The following is a 25,974-nucleotide window of genomic DNA, read 5'->3' as shown; positions in this document are numbered from 1 at the left end:
AGAGGCTTTCTTTTCTTTTCAATATGTGTCACACCATGTACAATAGAAGTTAGAGAAAGATTGGAAGAGAGGGATCGTGAAAGTGTCAGAAAATATTTCAGTATTAGTAGTAGATGACGAGGATCGTATTCGCCGCTTATTAAAAATGTATTTAGAGCGTGAAGGATACCTTGTTGACGAAGCAGAAAATGGTGAACAAGCGATCGAAAAATCTTTAGAAAAAGAGTATCACTGTATTTTACTTGATATTATGATGCCTGAAAAAGATGGGCTAGAAGTATGTGCGGAAATTAGAGAACGTGCAGCAACACCGATTATTTTATTAACTGCAAAAGGCGAAGAAGCGAATCGTGTACAAGGCTTTGAGCTTGGTGCAGATGATTATATTGTAAAACCGTTTAGTCCTCGTGAGGTCGTATTACGAGTGAAAGCTATTTTACGTCGTTCACAGGCGTTCTCACCAGCGACAAATGCATCCTCTTCAAAAGATTTAGTGGTATTCCAGCATTTAATGATCGATCATGATGCACACCGCGTGACAGCAGAGGGAATTGAGGTCAATTTAACACCTAAAGAGTACGAATTATTATACTTCTTAGCGAAATCGCCAGACAAAGTATTTGACCGTGAACAACTACTAAAAGAGGTTTGGCATTATGACTTCTTTGGTGATTTACGTACAGTTGACACACATGTGAAACGATTACGTGAAAAGCTCAACCGGGTTTCAGAAAACGCTGCTAAAATGATTGTGACGGTTTGGGGCGTTGGTTACAAATTTGAGGTTGTCAATGAATAGAATATGGAATAGTGTTGTCGGGAAGCTATGGGTAACCATATTGCTTCTCGTTTCATTTGTATTATTTGTTTTCACGGTATTGATGCTAGAATTTCTTCAAAACTACCACATGCAGCAAGCGGAAATTTCATTACGTCAAACGGCTGCAACAGTGGCAAGTATAGTGGACGACAATGAAACAGCAGAATCCACTTCAGAATTATTAAAAGATATATTACCTACAGGGACCAATGCATTGATTGCTATAAGTCATGTGGAAGTCTCTTTTGCAATGCAAGAAGGTGTAAATAAAAAAGAAATACAAGACACCATTTTAGCTAACAAATCTTTCCATGAAGTATTTCAATCTGATGAACCCATTATTAAAGAAATGATGATGCCTTCTTCTACTGTTCCAGAAAAGATGGAATCGTATGTTGTGCTTGGTTTCCCATTGAATGTTGAAAACGCAGTACATGGAGCTGTCTTCATCTACCAAAGCCCAGATGCGTTACATAAAACGTCTAAGGAAACAACGAAAATTGTCTTTTTAGCGGCCTTTATAGCATTTGTATTGACAACATTTTTTGCGTTTTTCCTTTCTTCACGTATTACTTCACCGCTTAGAAAAATGCGTGAGTTGGCCTTTGAAATTGCTAAAGGTAACTTTGAAGCAAAAATGCCAACGACCCAAAATGATGAAATTGGTCAGCTTGCGGTTGCTTTCAACCAAATGGGACGTCAATTAAAACATAATTTAGAGGTCATCAATCAGGAAAATGAACAGCTTTCAAATATTTTGACATCTATGACAGATGCTGTGATTACATTTAATCGTGACCGTACAATATTATTAAGTAATCCACCAGCCGAACGTCTTATGCAAAAATGGTTTGTCAACAAAGGCTCGCAAAGTGCTAAACCAATTCCACCTGAGCTTTATCATATGCTTGATCATGTGCTGATGTTTGAGGATAAGTTAGAAGAGGAAATTGAAATGGACGGCAATTATTATACATTTACTATTAGTCCTCTTTATAGTGGAGAAATGATACGTGGTGCTGTCGCTGTTATTCGTGATATGACTGAACAACATCGCTTAGAAAAACTAAGATCGGATTTTATTGCGAATGTTTCTCATGAGCTTCGAACACCGATTGCCATGTTGCAAGGATACTCGGAAGCGTTGATGGATGATGATTTTATTCAAGATCAGGAAGAGCGCAATGAAATTACTAAAATTATTTATGATGAATCGAAGCGAATGGGTCGCCTTGTAACAGATTTATTAGATTTGGCACGAATGGAATCAGGGCATATGACCCTCTATAAAGATGAATTACCAATTAATTCTACATTTGAACGTATTACTCAAAAATTTGCCCAAGTAGCAAAAGAAAAGCATGTTCGCTTGATCTTTGACAGTGAATTTAACGACGATGCCATGATTAATATGGATGAAGATCGCATTGAACAAGTGCTCACAAATTTAGTTGATAATGCATTAAGACATACTGATGAAGGGGCTGTCACTGTAAAGGTTGAACAGGAGCCAACCTTTGCTAAAATTTCTGTGCAAGATACAGGGCACGGCATTCCACAGGAGGACCTACCATATGTCTTCGAACGTTTTTATAAAGCAGATAAGGCACGTACTCGCTCTAAAGGAGGAACGGGTCTTGGTTTAGCCATTGCTCGAAATATTGTAAAGGCACATTCAGGTAATATCATGGTAGATAGTGTGCTGAAAGAAGGTACAACCTTCACGTTTTATTTACCGTTCGATTAATAACATGTATTGCTATTAATTGGCTGTAACTTCTATGAATGTAAGACGACAAATACTATAGAACGGGGGTGGAGTGCTTTGAATGACTCCGTGTTCCATCGACTATACGATGCATATCACCAGGACGTGTTCCAGTTTTTAATATATTTAGTAAAAAACCGTACACTCGCTGAAGATTTAGCGCATGAAGTTTATGTACGAGTGTTGCGCTCATATGATCAATTTGCAGGTAACAGCAGTGAGAAGACCTGGCTTTTTGCTATTGCTAAAAATGTAGCAATTGATCATTTCAGAAAGCAAGCTGTACGCCAAAAGCATTCACTTGATTTCTTTGACTGGGAAACGGAACAGCTCCATTCAACCACACCATCACCGGAAGATATGCTACAGGCCAGTGATGAATTTATGCAAGTCGAGTCAGCACTTGAAAACTGTACAGGTGACCAGAAAATGGTCATTATTATGCGCTATTTTCAGGATTTATCTATTGCAGAAACTGCGCAAATACTAGATTGGACAGAAGCTAAGGTAAAAACAACCCAGCATCGAGCCATTAAATTTTTAAGGCAACAGCTACAGCCGATTAAAGAACAGGAGGCGAAACGGCAATGACGCATAAGCCATTTGATGATGAGCAGCTTGAACATGTATTGAACAATGCCCCTAAGCTTTCTGACCACCGTTCAAAAGAAGACATATTAAATCGGTTAATGGCAGATGCTCGCTTGCAGGATAATATTCACCTTCAAGAAGCAATTCAACAACCAGTAGAGGATGAACAAACTCAGCAACAAAGTAATTCTCTGAAACAAGAAGAACGATCAACCGAATCTAAGTTTCGTAAAATACCATTTTTTATGAGTGTGGCAGCAGTTTTTGCGTTAACAATACTCGTAGGCTCAATGGTAATGAATAATCAAGCTGAACAGAAAGATCAAGCTAGTACGGCTGAAACAGCTACGTACTCTACTTTACAGGAAGATCGTGCTACAAAAGATGCATCTGCGAAGGATGAGGTGCTCCAATCCAATATTGTAACAGAGCATGAGCGTATTTTATCTTTACGGTCATCTGTCTATGAAGAAGATGTCAAAGATGCTGTTGTCTTTCGTATTGGTTTAGCTGGACGAGACGCAGAAAGTGTTCCTATGACATATGTAATTCCAAATGAGCGTGTTGCAACTGATTTTGGAACTGAAAAACCTTCTACTTTACAGATGTATGAAAAATACGCTCCTCAAATAGATGAGGAAGCTAAAGGGTTTACAGACTATCATCCTTATAAAGGTGAGTTAAAGGAGAAGGAAGATAAGCTTGTTCATGTTTTACCTAAGGACAATGATTATGATGTTGCTTCAGCTACCGTCAATGAATACAAAGGAACTTTGGAAGATACATTCTCAGATTCTGAATATACAGAAGTAGAGATTCAAAATGAAGATGGTACGCCTTATGAGTTTTCCCAAGATGGTGAGCCAAGTCAAGCTATGTCATTAACAGGTGCCAAACATTATAATTATTATTTATACAAGGATCCAAATGGAGCAGAATATTTATCTCCAGATTTCCGTCAAACCTTTGCTAATGTGACAGAGGCACTCACACAGATGAAAAATAAAAATGATGATGTTTATGTGCCAGTTGTTCCTGAAAACGTGACATACACAGTAAAAGAGGAAGCGGATGGTGTAGTCATTACATTTGACATCCCTCTTGATTTAACATCCTTGGAGCCAATTCGAGCTACACAATTAATCGAAGCCATGATGCTAACTGCTGCTAGCTTTGATCAACAGTTACGCTTAGATAATGTTGTTCAGGAAAGCTGGGAAGGATTCGATTTAAAAAATTATTTGCCAAAGCCTGTAGGACCAAATAAACAATATATGCCGTAGTCAAAGAGATAAAAGAAATAGGGTATTCCTACAACGTAGGAATGCCCTATTTCTTTTTGCAATACATACAAATCTAATCGGAATTTTTTGAGCAGAACTATTTACTTTTTCTTAATAATTCATTATAGTAAGGCTGTAGAACAAAATAATATGATTCATCTTCGGGGCAGGGTGAAAATCCCGACCGGCGGTAATAGAGTTGTAAATCGTTAATGAATTTTCATTAACTCGAGAGATTTATGCTAAACTCTTCAGCCCGCGACCTGTGCAAATTTTTTTGCATGGCTGACTTGGTGCAATTCCAAGGCCGACAGTTAAAGTCTGGATGGGAGAAGATGGAGGTACGATCGTCATTCATTGTTATGAAATAAACTGTGACTGAGCGCTTTTTCGTATGGCTTTAAACGCTGCTCAAAAATAGTTTATATTGACGCCTATTCGTCATGCCTTTCTCCCTTGTGCTTTAGATGCATAAGGGTTTTTTCATGCTAACAATTGAAAGATCGTCACCTTTCTTCTTGCGAGATTGAATCAGCAAAGAGGAGAGAGTTTTCTATGAAGAAAAATGTTAAACTTCAATCGTTTATTACGATTGGTATGCTGAGCAGTATTTCGTTTTTATTAATGCTTTTTAATTTCCCTATTCCGCCTTTCCCAGCATTTTTGGAAGTGGACTTTAGTGATATGCCTGCCTTACTAGCAGCCATCACAATGGGACCGGTAGCTGGTATTTTAGTAGAATTATTTAAAAATGTGTTGGATTGGATTTTCTCAGGTACTCCAACTGGGGTGCCGGTAGGTCATATTGCCAACTTTGCAACAGGTATTTTATTTATTTTGCCAGTAAGCTTTATTTTTAATCGTTTTAAATCGATTGCGGGCCTTATTGGAGGTTTAGCGACAGGGACAATAGTGATGGCAGTGGGAATGAGCGTTTTAAACTATGCTTTATTTTTACCAATGTACACATATTTCCTAGGAATGGAACCAGTTGTAGGAGACTCACTTTATAAAATGATTGTCGCTGGGATTTTACCATTCAACATTGTGAAGGGTATTTTATTAACAGCTATTATGGCTTTATTATTTTCAACAATGCGCAAGTGGATCGACCGCCAGCGCTCAATGTATATAACGAAATAATTGAAGATGAACCTCGGGTGGATGGACTGCTCGAGGTTTTTTGTGGTTTAAACTGGATGGGAGGTAGCTTGGCTAAAGTGAGAGAGATAAAAATCGGAGCGTAAAAATAGAAAAAAGTAATAGAAAATGCTAGCAATCTAGTTCTTTATGATTATTACCTAGTCGAAAGGCATATTTTCATGTAAAATAGAGTTGAGTTTAGAATGTTTGAGGAGTTTTGAAGAGATGAGTGGAAAAAAAGGACAATGGTCAAGTAAATTAGGTTTTATTTTAGCGTCAGCTGGTGCTGCAATTGGTTTAGGAGCGATATGGAAGCTACCGTATGTCACAGGGCAGAGTGGCGGTGGGGCATTTTTCCTAATTTTTGTGCTCTTTACATTGTTAATTGGTTTGCCCATGCTATTATCCGAATATGTCTTAGGTCGTGGTACGCAATCAGAGGCGATAACTGCGTATAAAAAAATCGCTCCGTCAAAACCAGGGTGGGCATGGATAGGCCGAATGGGTGTGCTTGGTTGTTTTTTATTATTAACTTTTTATAGTGTTGTTGGTGGTTGGATTTTCATTTACAGCGGCCTAGGTGTAGCTGGCGCTGTGATAGATCCAGCAATTGATTCAGCTGAATTATTTGGGAAAATTATAGGGACCCCTTGGATTACGCTAGTGGGCTTAGCTTTGTTTACATTAACAAATGTACTAATTATTTCATTAGGTGTACAAAATGGTATTGAGAAAGCTAATAAATGGATGATGCCATTACTCTTTATCATGTTCATTGTTCTTGTTATGCGAGCTGTTACATTAGATGGTGCGATGGAGGGAGTAAAATTCTTCTTATGGCCAGATTTCTCTAATATTACTGGGAAGGCACTATTAGAAGCACTAGGGCAATCATTCTTTGGACTAGCAGTAGGATTCTCTTGTCTTGTTACATATAGTTCCTATCTAAAAAAAGATGTTAGTCTTCCAAACTCAGCGGGCTCTGTTGTGCTACTAACTGTACTAGTATCTTTTTTGGCAGGACTAGCGATCTTCCCTGTTGTATTTGCCTTTGATTTAGAGCCGGCAGCGGGACCAGGTTTACTATTTATGGTGCTACCGACTGCTTTTAGTCAAATGCCATTCGGGGAAGTATTTTTAGCCATGTTTTTATTGTTATTTTTATTTGCTACATTAACATCATCATTCAGTTTATATGAAATTATCGTAGCAGCCATGATGGAAAATAGTCAGAGATCTCGTCCGATGTGGACACTTTTATTAGGTGTAGTCGTTTTCATTGCTGCCATTCCAGCAGCACTTTCCTCTAGTATTTTATCGGATGTAACTATTTTCGAGAAAAGTATTTTTGATGCAACCGACTTTTTAGTGTCCAACTTAATGTTGCCATTGGGGAATTTGTTTATTGCGATCTTTATTGCCTATGTAGTGGATAAGGAAATTGTGAAGAGAGAACTGCTAATGGGTAGTAAAATGGGGCAGGGCTATTATTCAACATATCGTATGTTAATGTTAGTTATTGTACCGATTGTTATTCTCGTTGTATTTATTAATATGTTATTGCAATATTAAAATAAAGATAAGGTGTATCCATTGAAAAGTGGGTGCACCTTTTTTATGTATCGAAAATCAAGATCAATATATTCTAAAAAAACAATGTTATAAAACCTAACATAAGTATTGCGTAGTTTTCATTTTTAATGTATTTTAAGTACAGTTATAAAATGTTGTGTAAACTAAAATTACATTGGAGTGGTGAAGAATGAAACATTTTACAAAAGAAGATATTATTCGTCGGGTAAAGGAAGAAAATGTGAAATTTATTCGCCTACAATTTACTGATATATTAGGAACAATTAAAAATGTCGAAGTCCCTGTGAGCCAATTAGAAAAGGCTTTAGATAATAAAGTCATGTTTGATGGTTCGTCGATTGAAGGGTTTGTCCGTATAGAGGAATCTGATATGTATTTAAAGCCTGACTATGATACATTCGTAATTTTCCCTTGGACTGCCGAGAAAGGAAAGGTTGCTCGCTTCATTTGCGATATTGCGAGACCGGATGGTACACCGTTTGAGGGAGATCCTCGCTCCAATTTAAAACGTGTATTAAAGGAAATGGAGGAGCTTGGGTTTTCATCCTTTAATCTTGGTCCAGAGCCAGAATTTTTCCTGTTCAAGCTTGATGATAAAGGGCATCCAACACTAGAGTTAAATGATAGTGGCGGATATTTTGATTTAGCACCTACTGATTTAGGAGAGAATTGTCGTCGTGATATCGTCCTAGAGTTAGAGGGGATGGGCTTTGAAATTGAGGCTTCTCATCATGAAGTAGCACCTGGTCAGCATGAAATTGACTTTAAGTATGCCAGTGCCATTGAAGCATGTGATCATATTCAAACGTTTAAATTAGTCGTAAAAACCATTGCTGCACAGCATGGATTACACGCTACGTTTATGCCAAAGCCACTATTTGGGGTCAATGGGTCAGGAATGCATTTTAATCTATCGCTTTTTGAAGGGGATAAAAATGCATTTTATGATGAACATGCGGACTTACAATTAAGTGCAACAGCACGCAGCTTTATGGCGGGGGTAATGAAGCATGTGCATGGCTTTACGGCAATTACGAATCCGCTAGTCAACTCTTATAAAAGATTAGTACCCGGCTATGAGGCGCCATGTTATGTAGCATGGTCTGCTCAAAACCGTTCACCACTCATTCGTATCCCTGCAGCTCGAGGATTGTCTACTCGAATCGAACTACGTTCAGTTGACCCAGCTGCAAATCCTTATTTAGCAATGGCTGTTATTCTTGCATCTGGACTGGACGGTATACGGAAAGATTTAACACCACCTGCTGCAGTGGATCGTAATATTTATAAAATGACAGAGGGGGAGCGTGAGTTAAATGGTATTGATAGCTTACCATCCTCATTGGAATATGCGCTTATTGAATTAGAAATGGATACCGTTGTTCGAGAGGCTCTTGGCGATCATATTTACGATAAATTTACCGCTGCTAAAGAAATTGAGTGGAATAAATATCGTACTCGCGTCCATAACTGGGAGCGTGAGGAGTATTTAACGATGTACTAAAAAGTGTAGGAGTCTTTTTTCTCCTACGCTTTTTTATGTGTGACATGGACATCTTTTTGCTCTATCATTAGAGTAAAGGAGAGTGGACCATGGCACAAACGACTCAAGTTGTAACAATTCAAAATCATGATATTGTGCAATTTGAACATGATATTAATCGAGCTTTAGCAGATTTACGAGGCTTTATCATACTTGATATCAAATACAATACGCTCTATATTGGTGAGCAGACAGTCATCCATTCGGCATTAATTATTTATGAATATAACGATTAGACACCAAAACAGATTAGAATCTGTACGAGTATATCGTTTGGTCATGTCGATGAGACGTGACTTTTTTATTTAAATAAGGATAAGAGAAATACCCGATCTTCTGGAAAGGTTAGAGGTAAAATAGCTACTTCCTCTTTAGTTTTCCATGCGATGTCATAAATTAATCCATCGGGATCTTGAATCATCATTTGTCCACCTGTTATGATGGCTTGAAAATAGCGAACTTCCACTACTTCATTGTGCTTATAATAAATTTCCTTCATAATATCGGCTGTATAGCCTGTTTCCTCATAGACTTCCCTTTTACAGCAAGCCTTAAAATCTTCCGTCGCCTCTTTCCCACCTGATGGGACAGTCCACGTTTTCTCTTCATCAACAGTTCCTTGTAAAACCATTAATAACTGATTCTCTTCGTTCAAACAAATAGCTGCAGCACCTAGCCATTTCATCGTAGAGGCCCCCTATACTTTCTTTTATACTATTTTTATAATGAATACTATTGTAAATAAATATAAGGAGAAACGAACTATAAAAGACTTAAATATGAAAAGCTATTCAAAAAATACTTCCCATTTCACCTGTCCAAAGTTAGCATAAAAAGACAGGTTATACAGCAATATCTATTTTAAGATGGTATCAAGGAGTGAGAGCAATGAGTTGGATTGAGTCGATTCAAAAGGCCATTAATTTTATGGAAGAACATTTATTAGAGGACATCACGATTGAACAGATTGCACAGGAGGTTAATTCATCTGTCTTTCATTTTCAACGAACGTTTGCAATATTGACGGATATGTCCATTGCGGATTATTTGAGACGAAGAAGATTAACATTAGCTGCACAAGAATTAATGGACACAGACCGGAAAATAATCGATCTCGCCTACAAATATGGCTATGAAACTCCTGAAGCTTTTACAAAAGCGTTTCGTAAGCAGCATTATGTAACGCCAAGTGAAGCTAGAAAGAAACAAGGACCATTACAATCATACAATCGCCTGGTCATCCAGGTAAGCTTGAAGGGAGCAGAACCAATGAAGTATAAAATTGTAGAAAAAGACAAGTTTCAAATTGTTGGTGTGAAAAGAACGTATAACTGTCAAAATGGAGAGAACTTAAGAGAAATTCCTTTATTTTGGCAAGAAGTGAATCAGAGTGGCCTTGATCATCAGCTATATCAATTAAATAACGGCAGTATCGATGGCGTATTAGGTGTATGTGTACCAAATATAAAGCAAGGACAAAAGGGATTCATTGATTACTGGATTGCTACTGATCATGTAGGGGATGTTGATGAGGGGCTATTAGCAATGGAAGTCCCTGCATCTAAATGGGTTGTCTTTGAGGTCCATGGACCAATGCCAGATGCGATGCAAAATACATGGAAACAAATTTATTCTGAGTGGTTTCCGTCGAATCCGTACGAGCCAGCAGGGACAGCAGAACTTGAGGTTTACCCGGAGGAAGATCCCTACAGCCCAGATTCATACTCAGAAATTTGGATTCCAATAAAGTAATCGTCAAGCCAAGAATGCAAACCGATGCATTCTTGGCTTTTATCATTCTTATAAAAATTTCCTTTTTAACAGTACATTAAAGATGTAAAATAAATGTATGTTTACAATAAACGATTAAATATTAAATGACTTTTTAATCGTTAATTATTTTCATAAGGGGGTTAAAGGATGATGAGAGGTACGATTCAAAACAAACGTGTTGAAATTTCACAAGTGGAAGCATAGCACTTCTTAAAATCAGGGAGAGTAGCGCATGTCGCAACTGTTGATGAGGAAGGCTTTCCTTACGTAATTCCTTTTGTCTATGTATATGAAGGGGATGACAAACTTACACGAATCGAGGAGGTATCTAAGAAAGAATGGTTCTTTGATGCTCTTCTAGAGAAGTATGGCAATCCTGAATGGACATTTGAAAGAGAAGGCTATCCGATTCTGCCTAAAATTGAGCTTTTTGAGGTACAAATAGAAAAAATAACTGGAAAAATAAATCACAGCATGTATCACTGATAAAAAAGGCTAAGTATTAGTTGAAATCTACCATCCTTAGCCTTTTCATTTTACGAGTTAGTTAAAGTGAATAATTGAAGCGTATTGTCAGTATCGTCATAGCCTTGGTAAATAAAGTTCAATTTCTTTAAAACCTTGATAGAATTGATATTTGCAGCCTCAACTTTTGCAACAATTGTATTCATTGCTAAGTTCGTAAAGGCGTAATCAATTAAAGCAGTTATAGCTTCTGTTGCATAGCCCTTTCCCCAATGAACCTTCGCTAAATCATAGCCAATCTCAGTGATAGCATGGTCAAAATCAAACATATTAAAGCCACATGAGCCAATGATATGATTGGATGCCTTTTCAAAGATTGTGAAACGGAGCGCCTTTTGTTGATCTGCTAATTGTTCCAGTAGTTCAATCATTTCTAGGGCCTGGTCTTCATGTGTAAAATAAGTGATATTCATATATTTGGTTACATCAGGATCTGACCAAATGGCCAATAAATGTTTAGCATCAGCCTTCACCATTTTTCGTAGCTGTAATCTTTCAGTGTTAATATATTCAATCAATACTTTTACCTCCAAAAAGTTAGGATGTTGGATGAAAAATATTGCTATCTGTGCATAATTCAGTCCCTTCTAATGAATCTAATTTTATTATAATAGACTGGGTACAGACTGCAAGTAACTGGAGGAAATATTATGATAAGAGTCTCAGAGGAACAATATCCAACCATTAAACAAATGATTTTAAGAGCCCCAACATTTGTTTATAGTATACTAGATCAAATAATAGAAGGAACTGTCTATGCGGATACAACTGCTTTTCAAACTTTATTATTTCATACGAAATCAGGCATTTATTATATACATGGTGATATAAATAAGACTGCGGTTGATCAACAGCTTAGCTATTGCTTTCTAGAATCTATCAAGCAAAAGAAACGTTTTACTCTATTCTCTTCCACAGCACAGTGGGATACTAAAATTGAACAATTATTCGATGGGCTTATTAGAAAATTAGAGCGCTATACATTTTCATTTGATGAAGACATGTATAATCAACGTGAAAAAAGCGAGGGGCATGATTACGAGGTACAACCTATTACTGAACATCTTATAAAAAATTCATTGGAATTCGGGCATGCATATTATGATGAATATTGGGACTCTCCTGCGAATTTTCTTGAAAAAGGCTTTGGCTTTTGTTTAGTCCATCATCACCAAATAATTAGTGAAGCTGTCGCTATTTTTAAATCAAATGATTATGCGGAAATTGATATTATGACGGATCCGAATTTTAGAGGGCAGGGCTTAGCTAGTATGATTGCAGAAACATTTATTGACCGTTGTCTCGCACATGCTATAAAACCTTGTTGGGATTGCGATATTTCGAATACTGCGTCCATTTATCTTGGTACAAAGCTTGGTTTTACTAAGCCGCAAAAATACTCGATTTTTACTAAGAAGGAGCCCACGCTGTCCTCAAAAACATCGTGAGCTTTGTTCCTTAAAAGTATCGATTGCGTAAATCAAAAACACGATAGAATAATCTGGCATCTCTCGCCATTTTATTAGGTGCATTCATATACGGTTGAAGGCATCGTTGAAACTGTTCATCACAATGTCTTGTGCTACCGTGGCGTGTATAGCATTCATCGTGTAGTTTACAGCAAGCATCCACTGCATTCGTAGGCTCGCCTGGCCCTGAGCAGCCAGGACCACAGTACCGATAACCTGGGTAACAAAAACCAAGCTTGCGTTTTCTATTCATTGGCTAAACCTCTCTTTACTATGTTTTTACTATAAAATATGTAATATTTCATGACAAAAGAGGTTAAAAAACTACTAGGCTATTCTTTTAATTTGTAAGGTTGCTGTAAGCTTAAATGAACATAACTGTAAGGATGGGGCGTTATGCTAGCTATAGCATAAAAGATAAGGAGTTAATGCAACATGAATCCATCCGTAACACAGAAAGAACGAATTATTTCCTTAGACATTATTCGAGGATTAGCGTTATTTGGTATTTTATTTATTAATGTAGGTGCCTACCAAGTTCTTATTGAAGGTGGCCCAATGCCTGATTATAGTGGCATCAATGGTGTAATCAATACACTTATTGATATATTTATCGAAAAGAAATTCTTTTCTATTTTTTCATTCCTGTTTGGTGTTGGTTTTTATATTTTCGCTACTCGTGCAGAAGCGCGTGGAGATAGACCGAGATGGCGCTTTGCAAGACGGTTATTGGCATTATTGATTATTGGTATTATTCATATTTTTCTATTTTGGGGCTCGATCCTAGCCATTTACGCAGTGCTTGGATTTTTATTGCTGCCATTTTATTCAGCAAAAGTGACAACAATTAGTAAATGGTTAATGGCTATTATCACGCTTTATATTCTTGCTTTATTAGGACAAATATATATGCCTGCTAATACTACAATGTCAGCTATTTATGGCTTTGTAGGTAATGATGCCGTCTCTATTTTCATTATGTTTTTAAGTGGTTTTTTGGCAGCAAAAGCCGGCTGGATTAGCCGTATAACAGAGAATATGCAAAAAGTGAAATGGCTACTTTATGTGACAGGTCCATTATTTATCGGATTTTCATTATGGATTTGGTTGGCATCGCAAGCAGATGATCAACATATACAATCTATTCTTGGCTTAGGTGTTATTCCGACAACATACTTTTATTTAACATGTTTGTTTATAATATTAGAGCATAAACAAGTAGTGAAACTTCTTCAACCAATCGGACGAGTGGGTCAAATGGCATTTACTAACTATTTAGCACAAAGCTTTATCGGTACTGCTATTATTTCACTAATGGGTTTAGAGGTTGTCTCACCATCAGATATTGTTGTAATAGCGAGCATCATTTTTATTATTCAAATTATTTTTAGTATGCTTTGGTTTAAATTCTTTACAATCGGACCATTTGAAAAGCTATGGCGATATATGACATACGGTAAAAGAGCGGTGACAAAGCAATGATAAAATTCTTGGAATCCCAAACATATAGTTTGGGATTTTTTCCTGGAGAAATAAATATTGTATGATTTTGTAAAAAGTGAAACCTACTATTAATCACATCCGTAGATTAGTTACATGAAATAAAGGAGCATTTGAAAATATGGCAAAACAAATAAAAAAATATATGGCTGTAACAACGGCATCTTTTATGGCTGTACAGCTAGCCGCATGTGGAAATAGTGAAACACAAATAGTAGAGGAAAATCCTACAACAACATCTGCTACTAATCCGTCAAGCGAAGAACAAACTCAAGCAACGAGTGATGAATTAATAAATGTTTATAATAGCGAAATGGCTGATGCCTGTGATGAATGGCAAGAGGGGGACGATGGTTCCTATGAATGTATCGATGAAGATTCCCCGTATTATTCTCAGCATTTCTTTAATGGTCTCATGTATGCAACGGCGGGCGCAATGATCGGAAGTGCCATTTATAAAAGCCGCAATTTAAAAAATGGCACAGATCGAGATGAACAAAGCGGGGGTGGTGGTTCTACTGTACCTCGATCAACCCAAAATGCTAAGGATGAAAGTAAAACAAATGGTCTCACGAACAGCACTCAAGAAAAGGCTGGTACAACATCCAGTAGCTCTACACCGAGTAGTTCAAACTCCTATTCAAGTGGTCAGCGCTCCTATTCAACGGACAGCTCATCAAAAAGCTCGAACTCCTATTCCAATAGTTCTTCCTCCTCTAGTACAGGGAAATCTGGCTTCGGTTCAGGTGGGGCCTCTCGTGGCGGCTCGTCCTCCTCGTAAGTTTGAAAAGGGAGCATAAAAACTGATGAATTATACACAACAACGACAAGCATTCTATTCTAAATTTCCCCACTTCTTCCCTGATTTTGAGGATTTAGAGTACGCACTTTATGATGTTTTAGAATTGCCAAAACAACAAATCGATCAACTTCACTATGCCACACAAATACTTTGGCGTATCTTTTTAAAAGTAGGGAAACAATTTAAGCATTTATCGTGCGATCAATTATTAGCCTTAGGAATTCGTCCCGAAATGATACCCTATATTCAACTAGATTATTTACAGCAGCAATCTGTTCTGGCTCGCTTTGACTTTATTTGTACAGAGGATGGTCATATTAAATGTCTAGAGTTGAATGGAGAAACACCTTTTCTTGTACAAGAAACCTTTGAAATGAATGAACAGCTCTGTCAGCATTTTAGTTTTAAAAACCCAAATGATGTGACCGCTTTACAAAAAACGTTGTCAGGTGCACTTTTTGCTGCTATGCAATATGTAAACGATGTTAAAAAGCCAAAGATTGTGATCACCGGAAAAATGGCAACAGAGGATTATGAAGAGTATTGTCAGGTGCAATTTATTAAGAGCTGTATTCCTTTTGAAATTGAGTATGTACCTATTCAGAAACTAACCATTTTTTCTAGTGATACGTCAAATGTGTCTCAAGGTCTTTATACACCTGCTATGGAGAAAATTGATATTTTATTTCGTCCTGCACATCCTGCAGAGTTTTTAATAGATGATATAGCTTCAGATGGGGATCGTATTGGGCTACAATTATTAGAGCTTGTCAAAAAGCGACAGCTAGCCATCATTAATCCACCTGCAGCTTATGTCTTACAATCGAAAATCTTATTATGGTTAATATGGGAGCGGAGAAGTGACCCACTACTCTTTACAGCAGAGGAAAGAGCAGCAATTCAGCAATTTATGCTACCTACATATCTTACAGCAGAACCTTTTATTCGTGAGGATATGCCTTATGTGAAGAAACCTGTTTATTCACGTGAAGGAAATACTGTGGAGATTTACGAAGGTAGTGGGAAGAAACTAAATGCCTCTCAATCCTCCCATTATGATGATAATTTGTTTATTTATCAGCAGTATATAGAGATGCCTAACATAACGATTCAGCTAAAAGAGGGATATCAGTCTAAAAAATGGCTAATCGGTTCATTTGTTGCTGATAATCGAGCGTGTGGTTTAAGCTGTCGCGTCGGCAATCAGATTACTGAATGGGATTCACATTGGTTAGCAGTGGGTTACAAGGAATAGTAAGTCATTAATAGTAGAATCGGCGAGACCTTTTGATAAGTTTCGCCGATTATTGTTTTTAATCATTCCAGCCCTTACATACATCAACCCATTCTTTATAGGGAGTATACGTTTCGAGTTCTGAAATGGTTACCTCTATGGCAGAATTGCTACTACCGCATGCTGGAAATACAGTTGTGAAGCGTTTCAGTGATTCATCTAAATAAATGGCCACCCCTTCGTTTACACCAAAAGGACAAACGCCTCCAACATCATGCCCAATCATTTTTTCAACGTCATCCCTTGCTAGCATCTTAGCCTTCGTCCCAAAGACCGCTTTAAATTTGGCATTATCGATTTTAGCATCGCCTGCAGCAACAATTAATACGGCACCGTCATTCACCAGAAAGGATAAAGATTTTGCTATACGTTCAGGCTCACAGCCGAGTGCCTGTGCAGCTAATTCAACGGTTGCAGAACTTTCTTCTAATTCTTGTATCTTGTGCTCAACATGCCATTGTGCTAAATGATTACGTACTTTTTCAATTGCCATATGTACAACTCCTCCTACTTATCTCTATTACATTCGACATAGTGCTATCCAGTTTAATACTTTTTTAAAAGTATTCCTCTAACGAGATGCTAGCCTTTGCAACCAAATGTTAAACCTTTGAAATTAAAGCTATGCCGAATCAGGATAAATTTAATTTTAACATAATTTTCTGAATAAATAGTTGTGAATGCTTTATCTTTCCAGTACGATTAGTTTAGAAGTGTAAAATTACACTGGAGGAGGGTATCTGATATTAGAATTATACAAACTGTATCGGTGTTAATTGGTTTATCGGTTGTCACATTAATGGCTGCGCTTATTGTTACACTGAATGGAAGTATACATTTTATGCATTTAGTGTTTACCGTGCCTGTTTGTTTATTTGTCTTTTTTATATCTAGCATGTTTAAATGGATCAACACTAAGAGAAGAAGAGGCTTGTTATTTGGTGCTATGGGGATTGCCTTATTGATTGCGTCCATCAAACCGATTCAACATTATTATAAAATGAGTATCCCGACTGTCGATGCAGAAATTGATGTAACGGCCTATCAGCCATTTGCACAGGGCAATAAAGTGGAAAAGACTGACGCAAAAGCATCCTTACAATTATCGGAGTCATTACCACGTTTAGATGGTGCGACGGCTCTGTATCCTTTGTATGCAGCTTTTGTAGAGGCCACTTATCCAAAAAGTGACTATGCTCCGTATAATAGTAGAGTACAAGTTAATCGCACACCTGAAGCTTATCAAAATTTAATTACAGGAAATGTTGATCTTATCTTTGTGGCAGCACCGTCCACCTCACAGGAATGGCAAGCAGAAAAGGAAGGTCTGACGTTAAATATGACACCAATAGGACGAGAGGCATTTGTCTTTTTCGTGCACCATAAAAACAGTGTCGATAATTTAACTCTAGAGCAGGTGAAAAAAATATACGCGGGCGAAATTACCAATTGGCGAGAGGTAGGTGGCGAGGACGAGACAATTCGTGCTTTCCAACGTCCAGCAGATAGTGGCAGTCAAACAGCACTAGAAAAATTGATGGGCAATACGCCATTGATGAAAGCACCTTCTGAAGACATCGTGTCGGGAATGGGAGGAATCATCCGAGAAGTTTCGCAATACCGAAATTATAAAAATGCCATAGGCTTTACGTTTAGATATTATTCGACAGAGATGGTCAAAAATGAAAAAATTAAATTATTAGCTATTGATGGAGTGGTACCGACTAAAGAAAATATTCAAAATGGTACATACCCTTTAGTATCAGAATTTTATGCAATCACAGCAGGAACAGAAAATCACAATGCACAAAAATTAATTGATTGGATTCTTTCTGAGGAAGGGCAAGTCATGGTTGAAAAGGTCGGCTATGTACCACTGGAAAATCATTAAATAGTTTGCTATACTAAGAGTAACAATCGAATGAATAGTTTTCTAGGGTTCCGTAGCCTTGCTAGTCTGGTCCGAGAGAAAACCACAAATTGATTTTGTGACACGGAAGGATAAAAGCCTGGGAGATACTGTTTTTAAAACAGTTTCTTCAGGCTTTTTTTGTTTGGATAAAATTAACTCACAAAGTGAATGCTAAACAACGGTTAATCGTCCGTGTCTTATAAAATGGAGGGGTTTTTATGAATAAACAGTGGATAAGTGTCATTGTAGCGGCTTGCTTTGAAGTATGTTGGGTCATTGGTTTAAAGCATGCAACAAGTGTATGGGAATGGCTAGGTACTGCCATTGCTATTTTTGTAAGTTTTTATCTGCTTATTAAGGCAGGGGAGCATTTACCAGTTGGTACGGTTTATGCTGTCTTTGTCGGTTTAGGGACAGCTGGAACTGTTTGTGCGGATAGCTTGTTATTTGGGGAGCCATGGAAATTAGCAAAAATAGTATGTATTGTAGTGTTACTCGCAGGAGTAGTCGGCTTAAAGCTTGTAACTGGAGAGTCAAAGGATCAAGAGGTGACTGAATAATGGCATGGATGGCATTAGTGATTGCAGGATTGTGTGAGATGATGGGTGTATATATGATCAGTAAATATAACAAGATGAAAAGTTTGAAAAATTTAGGATTACTGATTTTTGCATTTACCTTAAGCTTTGCAGGTCTTGCCTATGGAATGGAAAAATTGCCAATGGGTACAGCCTATGCTATTTGGACAGGAATCGGTGCGGCTGGGGGAGCACTGCTAGGAATGCTATTTTTTAATGAATCCAAGGACTGGCGCCGTATTGTTTGTATTATCCTTGTATTAGGGGCGGCAGTCATGTTGAAGTTGTTATCATAATAAACAGGCACTCCTGCATAAGCGGAAGTGCCTGTTTTCTTATATTATTTCTTTACATCTTTTGTCCATTCAGCTACCTTATCTGGATTAGCTTCTACCCATTCTTTCGCAGCGTCTTTTGGATCTTTACCATCCATTACTTCTAGCATTACGCTTTCTAAATCTTCTGCTGTCCAGTGGAAGTTATCTAAAACAGAGTATACATCTGGTAAATCTTCTTTCAAGCCTTTACGAACAAATGTATTAATGGTTTCTTCTCCACCATATACACCTTTTGGATCTTCTAAGTATTTAAGATCATATTTCGCAAATTTCCAGTGAGGTGACCAACCTGTGACAACAATCTCTTCTTCATTTTTCAGCGCCTTAGCCAATGAAGTTGTCATTGCGCCAGAAGAAGAAGTAATAAAGTTCCAATCTGCTAAATTATCATATTCTTCTATTGCTTTTTCCGTAGCAGCCGTAATACCAGCACCTGGTTCAATCCCAGTGATTGTATGATCAGCTTCATTTGTTAAATCTTCAATAGAGTTCACATTCATATAGCTTGGAACAACTAAGCCAATTTTTGCACCAGCAAGGTTTTCTCCTAGCTCATCTAAATCAGCTTTATATTTTTCGTACTGTGATGCATGTGTATGTGGTAACCATGCAGCAACCATTCCGTCAGCTTCCCCTTTAGAGACAGCCTCCCACATAATTGCATTATCTAAAGGAGTTAATGTCACATCATAACCTAAATCTTCGAGAACTTGCCCAACCACATTCGTTGAGGCGATTTCTGTATCCCACTCAACATAGGCAAGGTTTACCTCCTTAGAATCACTGGTTTTTCCAGAGCTTGAGCCTGAATCGCCTCCACTACATGCAGCGAGCATGAAGCCTAGACCTAGAGCCATTCCTAACTTTGATATTGTCTTTAGTTTCATCGAATCTCCCTTTCTATTTATCATTTTATCAAACTGCCAACACCATCCATAAGGTGCATGCCGGCGAGAAAGATTAACTATGTTTCTATAATGCTTTCTTTTTATTAAAGCTTTGTGTTAAGCGGTCAATAATAATAGCAAAAATAACTAAGCCTAGGCCTGCAACAAAGCCATTCCCAACTTGTGTACGTTGAAGGGCTGTTAATACCTCTCGTCCTAGACCCGGTGCTCCAATCATAGAAGCAATAACTACCATAGAAAGTGATAGCATCACGGTTTGGTTAATTCCGGCCATAATCGTAGATTTAGCCAAAGGAATCTCTACTTTAAATAGTTTTTGACTAGCGGTACTACCATAGGAGTCTGCTGCTTCGACTAATTCCTTCGGTACTTGACGAATACCGAGGTTTGTCATACGTACTGTTGGGGGTAAAGCGAAAATAACAGATGCAAAAACACCAGGCACAATCCCGATGCCGAAGAAGGCAACTGCTGGGATCAAATAAACAAAACCAGGCATTGTTTGCATGAAGTCAAGTATTGGTTTAATAATGTTTTCAGCTATTGTAGATTTCGACATTAGAATACCAAGTGGAATACCGATAATGATGGATATAATACTTGAAAAGAGCACGAGTGTAGTTGTCTCCATAAGGTGTGTCCATAGTCCTTGATTATAAATAAACAAGAGACCTATTAATGAGAATGCAGCTAGCCCGAATTTTTTGCCTGAAACGAAGAAGGCAAATATCACTACAAGTAATATAAGAATAATGGCTGGGATACCCATTAATAAATCAGTGACCTGATTCATGAGTAGTTTTCCAAATTGCTGAATAGAGTTAAAGAACGCTGAAAAATTACTCGTCAACCAGTCCATAGCTGATTCTACCCATTGAGCTAGTGGTATTGTTGGAATATTATCTAAAAAATTATTCATGTACTTCGGCCTCCTCATCGCTCGTTGAAAGTGCTTGGATGACAACGCCCCTAATGAGAACCCCTAGTAAGCGGTCATCTTTTACAACTGCGATAGGAGTAGGTGAATTATAAATCATCCCTAGAATATCTTGTAATAGCATATCTGGTGGAACGGTTAGCACCTCTGTTTGCACAATGGAGTGGACGGTCTGTTCATGCTTTTTAGCTGCAGCTAGTGCATCATCCGCAGTAATATAGCCTTTTAAGTGTCGATTTTTATCAACAGCCATTAATAAACTAACTGCTTCTTGTCGCATGCGTTTGAGTGCTACTGTAGGGCCATCCAAGTCTACATTAACGTAAACAGGTCGTACCATAACATTTTCAGCTGTTAATACTTTAGAACGGTCCACATCCTCTACGAATGTTTTGACATAATCATTTGCTGGGTTGGTTAATATTTCTTCCCCTGTACCAATCTGAATGATAGAACCATCCTTCATAATAGCGATCCGGTCCCCAATGCGTAATGCTTCATTTAAATCATGTGTAATAAACAAAATCGTTTTTTTCAATGTTTGTTGTAGATCAAGTAGTTCATCCTGCATTTCTTTACGAATCAAAGGATCTAGTGCAGAAAAAGCTTCATCCATTAGCAGTATTTCAGGGTCATTTGCAAGTGCACGCGCTAACCCAACACGCTGCTGCATACCACCAGATAATTGACTTGGATACTGATCTTTGTATGCAAGTAATCCAGCATTTTCTAGAGCCTGTTCAGCTTTTGCTTGTCGTTCTTCCTTTGAAATACCACGAATTTCAAGGCCGTATTCGGTGTTTTGAAGTAGTGTACGATGGGGGAATAAACCGAAGTTTTGGAATACCATACTCATTTTGTTTCTTCTTACAGTCCGTAGACTTTCTTTTCCCATTGTAGAAATATTTTCTCCATCAATATATATATTTCCGCTCGTTGGTTCAATAAGGCGGTTTAAGAGCCGTATAAGGGTTGATTTGCCACTACCTGACAAACCCATAATGACGAAAATTTCTCCTTCATTGACAGTAAAGCTTGCATCGTATACACCAACAGTTGCACCTGTTTCTTTTAAGATATCAGTCTTACTTTTTTGTTGCTTAACGAGTTCTAGTGCTTGGGGAATATGTTTGCCAAACACTTTCGATACGTGTTCTATTTTAATTTTTTCCATAGAAGCACTCCTTTCGTAAATTATTACTATGTGAGGATAATGATACCCAAAAATAAACAAGTAACAACTTTACTGTAGCAAAGGGTTGTTACTTTTGTCAAATCGACAAAAAAGAAAAAAACCGCTTAAACGCTGTTATATCAGCGCTTAAACGGATTTTAATTTGGATATAAAAAGCTTTGAACTCTGGCAAAGCTTTCATCATTACCGACAAAATAAATAATGTCTCCCTCTTCGAATGAGACATAAGGTCCAGGGGATAGTAATAATTCATTACCACGTCGAATTCCTACAATGGTACTTGATGTATTTTGCCAAAAGTTTAATGCTTGTACTGTTTGATGAATGCAAGGGCTATCAGCTGTCATTTCTAATTGATAGGGAATGAAAGGATTGACTGAACGGAAATGCTCTGTGCGGCTAATTAGCTGCTTTGCTTTATCTTGTAAATTAATTAATTCATGATGCTGTTTTTGGATGCTAGTTAAAAGTTCATTTTGTATTTCATGTATAGATTGAACATCATGAAACTGTCTAACGAAATGTGCCGCTTTTTCATAAGATTTAATGATAACTCCACTACCTTTTGAGGCCTCTACAATTTCTAAGTCTTGTAAAACAGCAATGGCTCTTCTTGCAGTTTCCGCCGAAACATTATATTGACTTGCTAAAGAGGATCTTGCATATATTTTATCGCCAATTTGGTATTTTCGTTCCACGATCTTTGATGCAAGGTCATTGGCTATTTGTTGATATTTTGGCTGTTTTACTTGAACATTTTTTTCTAAGTTCATTCTTAACTTCCTTTCGTCATTACAGGTACCACAGCTTATTATAGACTAGCCTGCACAGAAAAAATAGCATCTCCATAAGCTAGTAGTATATGATGTAAAAGTAATGTTAAAATTTTTGTATCTTATATTTATAATCAAAGAATAATAGCTGTTGATTGACACTTTTTAGTTATTATTATAAACTAAGTTACGTTATGTAAGTGCTGTGAAAATACATGTGCTCAGTTGGTGTATTTACCCCAACTGTTTCTATAGAAGGTTGGAGATTATAATGACAATTACGACTAAAGTTATGGACTTAGTGAAAGATAAAATGACAATGGTAAAGTATACCGACACAGAAAATATTTGCCTTGTTGGACCTGTAAATTTACCGATTAAACAAGGTGATTTTTCTGCCACATTTCAATGGTATAACTGGCTTAAAGTTGATGCAAATTTATCAAAAGAAGAAATCATTGATGGATTAGCCACTGCCAATTTAGCCTTTTTACAGCAATCATCAGTCCTTGTATATGGTGATTTTACCCATTCAGAAGATGCTTTAATCCGAATGCATAGTATTTGTCACACAGGTGACATATTTGGCAGCCAACGCTGTGATTGTGGCTATCAATTGCATGAGTCCATGAAAATGATTGTGGAGCATGGCTGCGGAGCAATTTTTTATTTAGCAGACCATGAAGGCCGTGGTATTGGTTTATTCTCTAAATCTCTTGCTTATTTATTACAAGAGGAAGGGTTAGACACGGTTGAGGCAAACCATGCTCTTGGCTTCCCGGACGATACTCGTTCTTATGAAGAAGCACTTGCCGTTCTAGCTACGCTGCGTTCTAAACCGGTAACACTTATTACAAATAATCCTAAAAAACTGGCTGCTTTACAGGATCGCGGCTTGGCAGCAGAAGGGCATGTACCTTTATGGGGTGGGTTGACGGAGACGAACCGTTATTATTTAGAAACAAAGGTTGAAAAATCTGGACATATACGCGAAAAGCAATGAGTGGAGGTTACGATCATGACGAATTTAGATGAAAAGTATATGCAATTAGCACTAGATTTAGCAGCTAGTGCGAAAGGAAATACTAACCCAAATCCACTTGTTGGGGCAGTCATTGTGAAGGACGGCGTGATTGTTGGCACAGGCTTACACAGAAAAGCAGGTGAACCTCATGCAGAAGTGCATGCTTTTCGCATGGCTAGTGAACATGCGCACGGTGCGACGCTCTATGTAACGCTAGAGCCCTGCTCACATTATGGCAAAACACCTCCTTGTGCGAATTTAGTGAAAGATTCTGGAGTACGTCGTGTTGTGGTTGCTATGCAAGATCCTAACCCAGCTGTAGCAGGGCGTGGCATTCAATTGCTTCGAGATGCTGGAATAGAGGTAGAAGTGGGGATTTTAGAGCAACAAGCGCGCCGTTTAAATGAACGCTTTATTCACAATATGTTGACGCAACGCCCCTTTGTCATTTCAAAATTTGCTATGACTTTAGATGGGAAAATTGCCACACATACAGGGCATTCTAAGTGGGTGACAGGCGAGGCAGCGCGTGAGGATGTGCACCAAATTCGTCATGAAGTAGATGGAATTTTAGTGGGTGTTGGTACAGTCATCGCTGATAATCCTACTTTAACAACAAGATTAAAGGAAGGGAATGGAAAACATCCAACACGTATTATTATGGATAGTTCTCTACGTACACCTGACCTTGCGAATGTGTTAAATACAGAGCAAGCACAAACGATTCTTGTTTGTAATAAGGACGTAAGCCAAGACAAGATTGATCAGTTTACAGAGAAAGGTGTCACGGTTTTACCTGTGGGCAAAAATGAACACGGACTTCAGATTGATGAGATGCTTGAACAGCTTTATCAACTTGGCATTACAGATATTCTACTAGAAGGTGGAAGTAAAGTGAATGCTTCATTTTTACAGCAAGGAGCTATTGACAAGTATGTGGTGTATATTGCCCCTAAAGTTCTGGGAGGGAATTTATCGTTAACGCCATTTGCTGGCTATAATCCCTCTTTTATGAACGAAGCATGGAATGTTGAAGTTACTACATTTGATAAAGTCGGCGAGGATTTGCGAATTATTGCCTATCCAAAGCTAGGTGAGGAAAAATGAATTACCATGCGGATGTATGTATAGTAGGAGCAGGACCAGCTGGAACATTGCTGGCCTATTTATTAGCCCAAAAAGGGTTATCCGTGATTCTACTAGAGCAGAACGCAGCACTCGGCCAGGCATTTCGTGGCGAGCATTTAAATGAGGAGGGCGAGGCTGTTTTAAAAAACCATCATCTTTTTGAAGCAGTCGAATCCCTTGGCGTATTACGAATGGAGAAGCTTGAGTATTACGCAGAAGGTAGACCTTTTAAAACGATATATCCTGATGAGGCAGTAGGGCATTTAGGTATACATGTACCGCAAAAACATTTATTAAAAGCCATTATACAAAAAGCACAATTATTACCCAACTTTACATGTTTACTACATACAAAGGTAATAAAGCTCGTTATGGATGCATCTGGATATTATAAAGGGATCACAGCAATAAAAGGTGGAGACACGATAAAAATCAATAGTCAGTTAATAATCGGTGCTGATGGCCGCTATTCTACCATTCGTAAGCAAGCACATATTGATGCTCAAAAACATAAACATGGCTTTGATTTACTATGGGCTAAAATTCCTGCCCCTCCTGGCTGGGAACCATCAATTAAAATGGCATTAATCGAAGATAAGCAACTGTCATTGTTTACACAAGTCGGGGGCTTTATTCAAATTGGCTGGAATATTGAACAAGGGAGCTTCCCACAGCTTCGAAAACAAGTGTTTACACCATTTATACAACAGCTTTCGGATGCATTTCCAGAGTTAGCGAAGACCGTGACGGAGCGTATAACATCTTGGCGTGATTTTGTGTTGCTGGATGTCTTCAGTAGCCATTGTCATAGCTGGGGGACAAAAGGTCTTGTCTTGTTAGGGGATGCTGTTCATACTATGACACCCACTGGCGCCTTTGGGCTTAATAGTGCACTGAAGGATGCAGAGTGTCTTGCGTCATTACTAAATAAAGACATGCTAGCACATTTTAATGTACAAGATTTTCAACAAATGCGTAAGCAAGCCATTGAAGAAGTATTAGCAAAACAAATTGAAAAAGAGCAAACATTTGCTGATAATTTCATCAATAAGGCTTCTTGAAGGGACGAACAACTAG

General features: G+C 37.9%; 27 protein-coding genes, 1 pseudogene and 2 riboswitches. Of the genes and pseudogenes, 20 read left to right on the top strand and 8 right to left on the bottom strand.

Annotated features, from left to right (window positions below; genetic code table 11):
• Positions 1–82 precede the first annotated feature (82 nt).
• The 8 genes from SJW71_RS17565 to SJW71_RS17530 all read left to right on the top strand — a co-directional run bounded on the left by SJW71_RS17565 (position 83) and on the right by SJW71_RS17530 (position 8,977).
• Complete coding sequence (locus tag SJW71_RS17565; protein WP_274796193.1) at positions 83–799, top strand: response regulator transcription factor; 717 nt, start codon at positions 83–85, stop codon at positions 797–799.
• Positions 792–2,567, top strand: a complete 1,776-nt coding sequence (locus SJW71_RS17560) for an ATP-binding protein (RefSeq protein WP_274796195.1) — start codon at positions 792–794, stop codon at positions 2,565–2,567. Before SJW71_RS17565 ends, SJW71_RS17560 begins: the two co-directional genes overlap by 8 nt.
• 78 nt (positions 2,568–2,645) lie before the next feature.
• The gene (gene sigX / locus SJW71_RS17555; RefSeq protein ID WP_396631733.1) at positions 2,646–3,179 is read left to right on the top strand and encodes an RNA polymerase sigma factor SigX; all 534 of its coding nucleotides are present in this window, start codon (positions 2,646–2,648) and stop codon (positions 3,177–3,179) included.
• A complete protein-coding gene (locus SJW71_RS17550; protein ID WP_274796196.1) occupies positions 3,176–4,462 on the top strand; it encodes an RNA polymerase subunit sigma in 1,287 nt (428 codons plus the stop codon). The genes sigX and SJW71_RS17550 overlap by 4 nt, the downstream gene beginning before the upstream one ends.
• A 153-nt stretch (positions 4,463–4,615) precedes the next feature.
• Positions 4,616–4,803: riboswitch (FMN riboswitch) on the top strand.
• A 214-nt stretch (positions 4,804–5,017) separates the two neighbouring features.
• Positions 5,018–5,605: an ECF transporter S component gene (locus SJW71_RS17545; protein WP_274796197.1), complete on the top strand. Its 588-nt coding sequence runs from the start codon at positions 5,018–5,020 to the stop codon at positions 5,603–5,605.
• A 225-nt stretch (positions 5,606–5,830) separates the two neighbouring features.
• Positions 5,831–7,177, top strand: coding sequence for a sodium-dependent transporter (locus SJW71_RS17540; RefSeq protein WP_431811285.1), 1,347 nt, complete (start codon positions 5,831–5,833; stop codon positions 7,175–7,177).
• 190 nt (positions 7,178–7,367) lie between these two features.
• Positions 7,368–8,702 (top strand): type I glutamate--ammonia ligase, encoded by a 1,335-nt coding sequence (gene glnA / locus SJW71_RS17535; protein ID WP_431811284.1) that lies wholly within the window; start codon positions 7,368–7,370, stop codon positions 8,700–8,702.
• 89 nt (positions 8,703–8,791) lie between these two features.
• Complete coding sequence (locus SJW71_RS17530; protein WP_274796200.1) at positions 8,792–8,977, top strand: sporulation protein Cse60; 186 nt, start codon at positions 8,792–8,794, stop codon at positions 8,975–8,977.
• A 65-nt stretch (positions 8,978–9,042) separates the two neighbouring features.
• Here SJW71_RS17530 and SJW71_RS17525 read toward each other — a convergent pair whose 3' ends face one another.
• Positions 9,043–9,426, bottom strand: a complete 384-nt coding sequence (locus SJW71_RS17525; protein WP_274796201.1) for an NUDIX hydrolase — start codon at positions 9,424–9,426, stop codon at positions 9,043–9,045.
• A gap of 203 nt (positions 9,427–9,629) precedes the next feature.
• Between SJW71_RS17525 and SJW71_RS17520 the strand changes: the two genes are divergently transcribed.
• Together SJW71_RS17520 and SJW71_RS17515 are read left to right on the top strand one after the other, a co-directional pair.
• Positions 9,630–10,493, top strand: coding sequence for an AraC family transcriptional regulator (locus SJW71_RS17520; RefSeq protein ID WP_341385797.1), 864 nt, complete (start codon positions 9,630–9,632; stop codon positions 10,491–10,493).
• 240 nt (positions 10,494–10,733) lie between these two features.
• Positions 10,734–11,000, top strand: a pseudogene (locus SJW71_RS17515) (pyridoxamine 5'-phosphate oxidase family protein); the annotation flags it as partial.
• Between the two features lie 50 nt (positions 11,001–11,050).
• Here SJW71_RS17515 and SJW71_RS17510 read toward each other — a convergent pair.
• Complete coding sequence (locus SJW71_RS17510) at positions 11,051–11,557, bottom strand: GNAT family N-acetyltransferase (RefSeq protein WP_431811283.1); 507 nt, start codon at positions 11,555–11,557, stop codon at positions 11,051–11,053.
• Positions 11,558–11,689: 132 nt separating this feature from the next.
• On the opposite strand from SJW71_RS17510, the gene SJW71_RS17505 reads away from it, so the two are divergent.
• On the top strand, positions 11,690–12,487 hold the full coding sequence (locus SJW71_RS17505) for a GNAT family N-acetyltransferase (RefSeq protein ID WP_431811282.1): 798 nt from the start codon (positions 11,690–11,692) through the stop codon (positions 12,485–12,487).
• Between the two features lie 10 nt (positions 12,488–12,497).
• Here SJW71_RS17505 and SJW71_RS17500 read toward each other — a convergent pair whose 3' ends face one another.
• Complete coding sequence (locus SJW71_RS17500; protein WP_274796206.1) at positions 12,498–12,761, bottom strand: Parvovirus coat protein VP1-like protein; 264 nt, start codon at positions 12,759–12,761, stop codon at positions 12,498–12,500.
• Positions 12,762–12,943: 182 nt separating this feature from the next.
• On the opposite strand from SJW71_RS17500, the gene SJW71_RS17495 reads away from it, so the two are divergent.
• The 3 genes from SJW71_RS17495 to SJW71_RS17485 all read left to right on the top strand — a co-directional run bounded on the left by SJW71_RS17495 (position 12,944) and on the right by SJW71_RS17485 (position 16,065).
• Positions 12,944–13,990, top strand: coding sequence for a DUF418 domain-containing protein (locus SJW71_RS17495; protein ID WP_429979480.1), 1,047 nt, complete (start codon positions 12,944–12,946; stop codon positions 13,988–13,990).
• Between the two features lie 139 nt (positions 13,991–14,129).
• Complete coding sequence (locus tag SJW71_RS17490) at positions 14,130–14,789, top strand: hypothetical protein (protein ID WP_274796208.1); 660 nt, start codon at positions 14,130–14,132, stop codon at positions 14,787–14,789.
• A gap of 25 nt (positions 14,790–14,814) precedes the next feature.
• Positions 14,815–16,065 carry a glutathionylspermidine synthase family protein gene (locus SJW71_RS17485; protein WP_274796209.1) on the top strand — a complete coding sequence of 417 codons (1,251 nt, stop codon included), beginning with the start codon at positions 14,815–14,817 and terminating at the stop codon, positions 16,063–16,065.
• A gap of 58 nt (positions 16,066–16,123) precedes the next feature.
• Here SJW71_RS17485 and SJW71_RS17480 read toward each other — a convergent pair whose 3' ends face one another.
• Positions 16,124–16,597, bottom strand: coding sequence for a YbaK/EbsC family protein (locus SJW71_RS17480; RefSeq protein WP_431811281.1), 474 nt, complete (start codon positions 16,595–16,597; stop codon positions 16,124–16,126).
• 306 nt (positions 16,598–16,903) lie between these two features.
• On the opposite strand from SJW71_RS17480, the gene SJW71_RS17475 reads away from it, so the two are divergent.
• From SJW71_RS17475 to SJW71_RS17465, 3 genes are all read left to right on the top strand, one after another.
• Positions 16,904–17,995: a PstS family phosphate ABC transporter substrate-binding protein gene (locus SJW71_RS17475; RefSeq protein WP_396631734.1), complete on the top strand. Its 1,092-nt coding sequence runs from the start codon at positions 16,904–16,906 to the stop codon at positions 17,993–17,995.
• A 31-nt stretch (positions 17,996–18,026) separates the two neighbouring features.
• Positions 18,027–18,122, top strand: a riboswitch (guanidine-I (ykkC/yxkD leader).
• A 112-nt stretch (positions 18,123–18,234) separates the two neighbouring features.
• Positions 18,235–18,576 carry a DMT family transporter gene (locus SJW71_RS17470; RefSeq protein WP_274796212.1) on the top strand — a complete coding sequence of 114 codons (342 nt, stop codon included), beginning with the start codon at positions 18,235–18,237 and terminating at the stop codon, positions 18,574–18,576.
• Positions 18,576–18,890, top strand: a complete 315-nt coding sequence (locus SJW71_RS17465) for a DMT family transporter (protein WP_431811280.1) — start codon at positions 18,576–18,578, stop codon at positions 18,888–18,890. Before SJW71_RS17470 ends, SJW71_RS17465 begins: the two co-directional genes overlap by 1 nt.
• 44 nt (positions 18,891–18,934) lie before the next feature.
• On the opposite strand, the gene SJW71_RS17460 is transcribed toward SJW71_RS17465, so the two are convergent.
• From SJW71_RS17460 to SJW71_RS17445, 4 genes are all read right to left on the bottom strand, one after another.
• Positions 18,935–19,819, bottom strand: a complete 885-nt coding sequence (locus SJW71_RS17460; protein ID WP_274796214.1) for a glycine betaine ABC transporter substrate-binding protein — start codon at positions 19,817–19,819, stop codon at positions 18,935–18,937.
• 85 nt (positions 19,820–19,904) lie between these two features.
• On the bottom strand, positions 19,905–20,759 hold the full coding sequence (locus SJW71_RS17455) for an ABC transporter permease (RefSeq protein ID WP_312505433.1): 855 nt from the start codon (positions 20,757–20,759) through the stop codon (positions 19,905–19,907).
• The gene (locus SJW71_RS17450) at positions 20,752–21,951 is read right to left on the bottom strand and encodes a quaternary amine ABC transporter ATP-binding protein (protein WP_274796216.1); all 1,200 of its coding nucleotides are present in this window, start codon (positions 21,949–21,951) and stop codon (positions 20,752–20,754) included. The genes SJW71_RS17455 and SJW71_RS17450 overlap by 8 nt, the downstream gene beginning before the upstream one ends.
• Before the next feature lie 158 nt (positions 21,952–22,109).
• Positions 22,110–22,745, bottom strand: coding sequence for a TrkA C-terminal domain-containing protein (locus SJW71_RS17445; RefSeq protein ID WP_274796217.1), 636 nt, complete (start codon positions 22,743–22,745; stop codon positions 22,110–22,112).
• 271 nt (positions 22,746–23,016) lie between these two features.
• On the opposite strand from SJW71_RS17445, the gene SJW71_RS17440 reads away from it, so the two are divergent.
• Genes SJW71_RS17440 through SJW71_RS17430 form a run of 3 tightly spaced genes read left to right on the top strand, consistent with a single transcriptional unit; the run spans position 23,017 to position 25,958 of the window.
• A complete protein-coding gene (locus SJW71_RS17440) occupies positions 23,017–23,748 on the top strand; it encodes a GTP cyclohydrolase II (RefSeq protein ID WP_322610369.1) in 732 nt (243 codons plus the stop codon).
• Between the two features lie 15 nt (positions 23,749–23,763).
• Positions 23,764–24,876 carry a bifunctional diaminohydroxyphosphoribosylaminopyrimidine deaminase/5-amino-6-(5-phosphoribosylamino)uracil reductase RibD gene (gene ribD, locus SJW71_RS17435; RefSeq protein ID WP_431811279.1) on the top strand — a complete coding sequence of 371 codons (1,113 nt, stop codon included), beginning with the start codon at positions 23,764–23,766 and terminating at the stop codon, positions 24,874–24,876.
• Positions 24,873–25,958: an FAD-dependent oxidoreductase gene (locus tag SJW71_RS17430; protein WP_431811278.1), complete on the top strand. Its 1,086-nt coding sequence runs from the start codon at positions 24,873–24,875 to the stop codon at positions 25,956–25,958. The genes ribD and SJW71_RS17430 overlap by 4 nt, the downstream gene beginning before the upstream one ends.
• The last annotated feature ends 16 nt before the right edge of the window (positions 25,959–25,974 follow it).

Source organism: Lysinibacillus sp. FW12, from assembly GCF_050817245.1.
GTDB classification, from domain to species: domain Bacteria; phylum Bacillota; class Bacilli; order Bacillales_A; family Planococcaceae; genus Lysinibacillus; species Lysinibacillus irui.
This window is presented reverse-complemented; position numbering and strand designations above follow the sequence as displayed.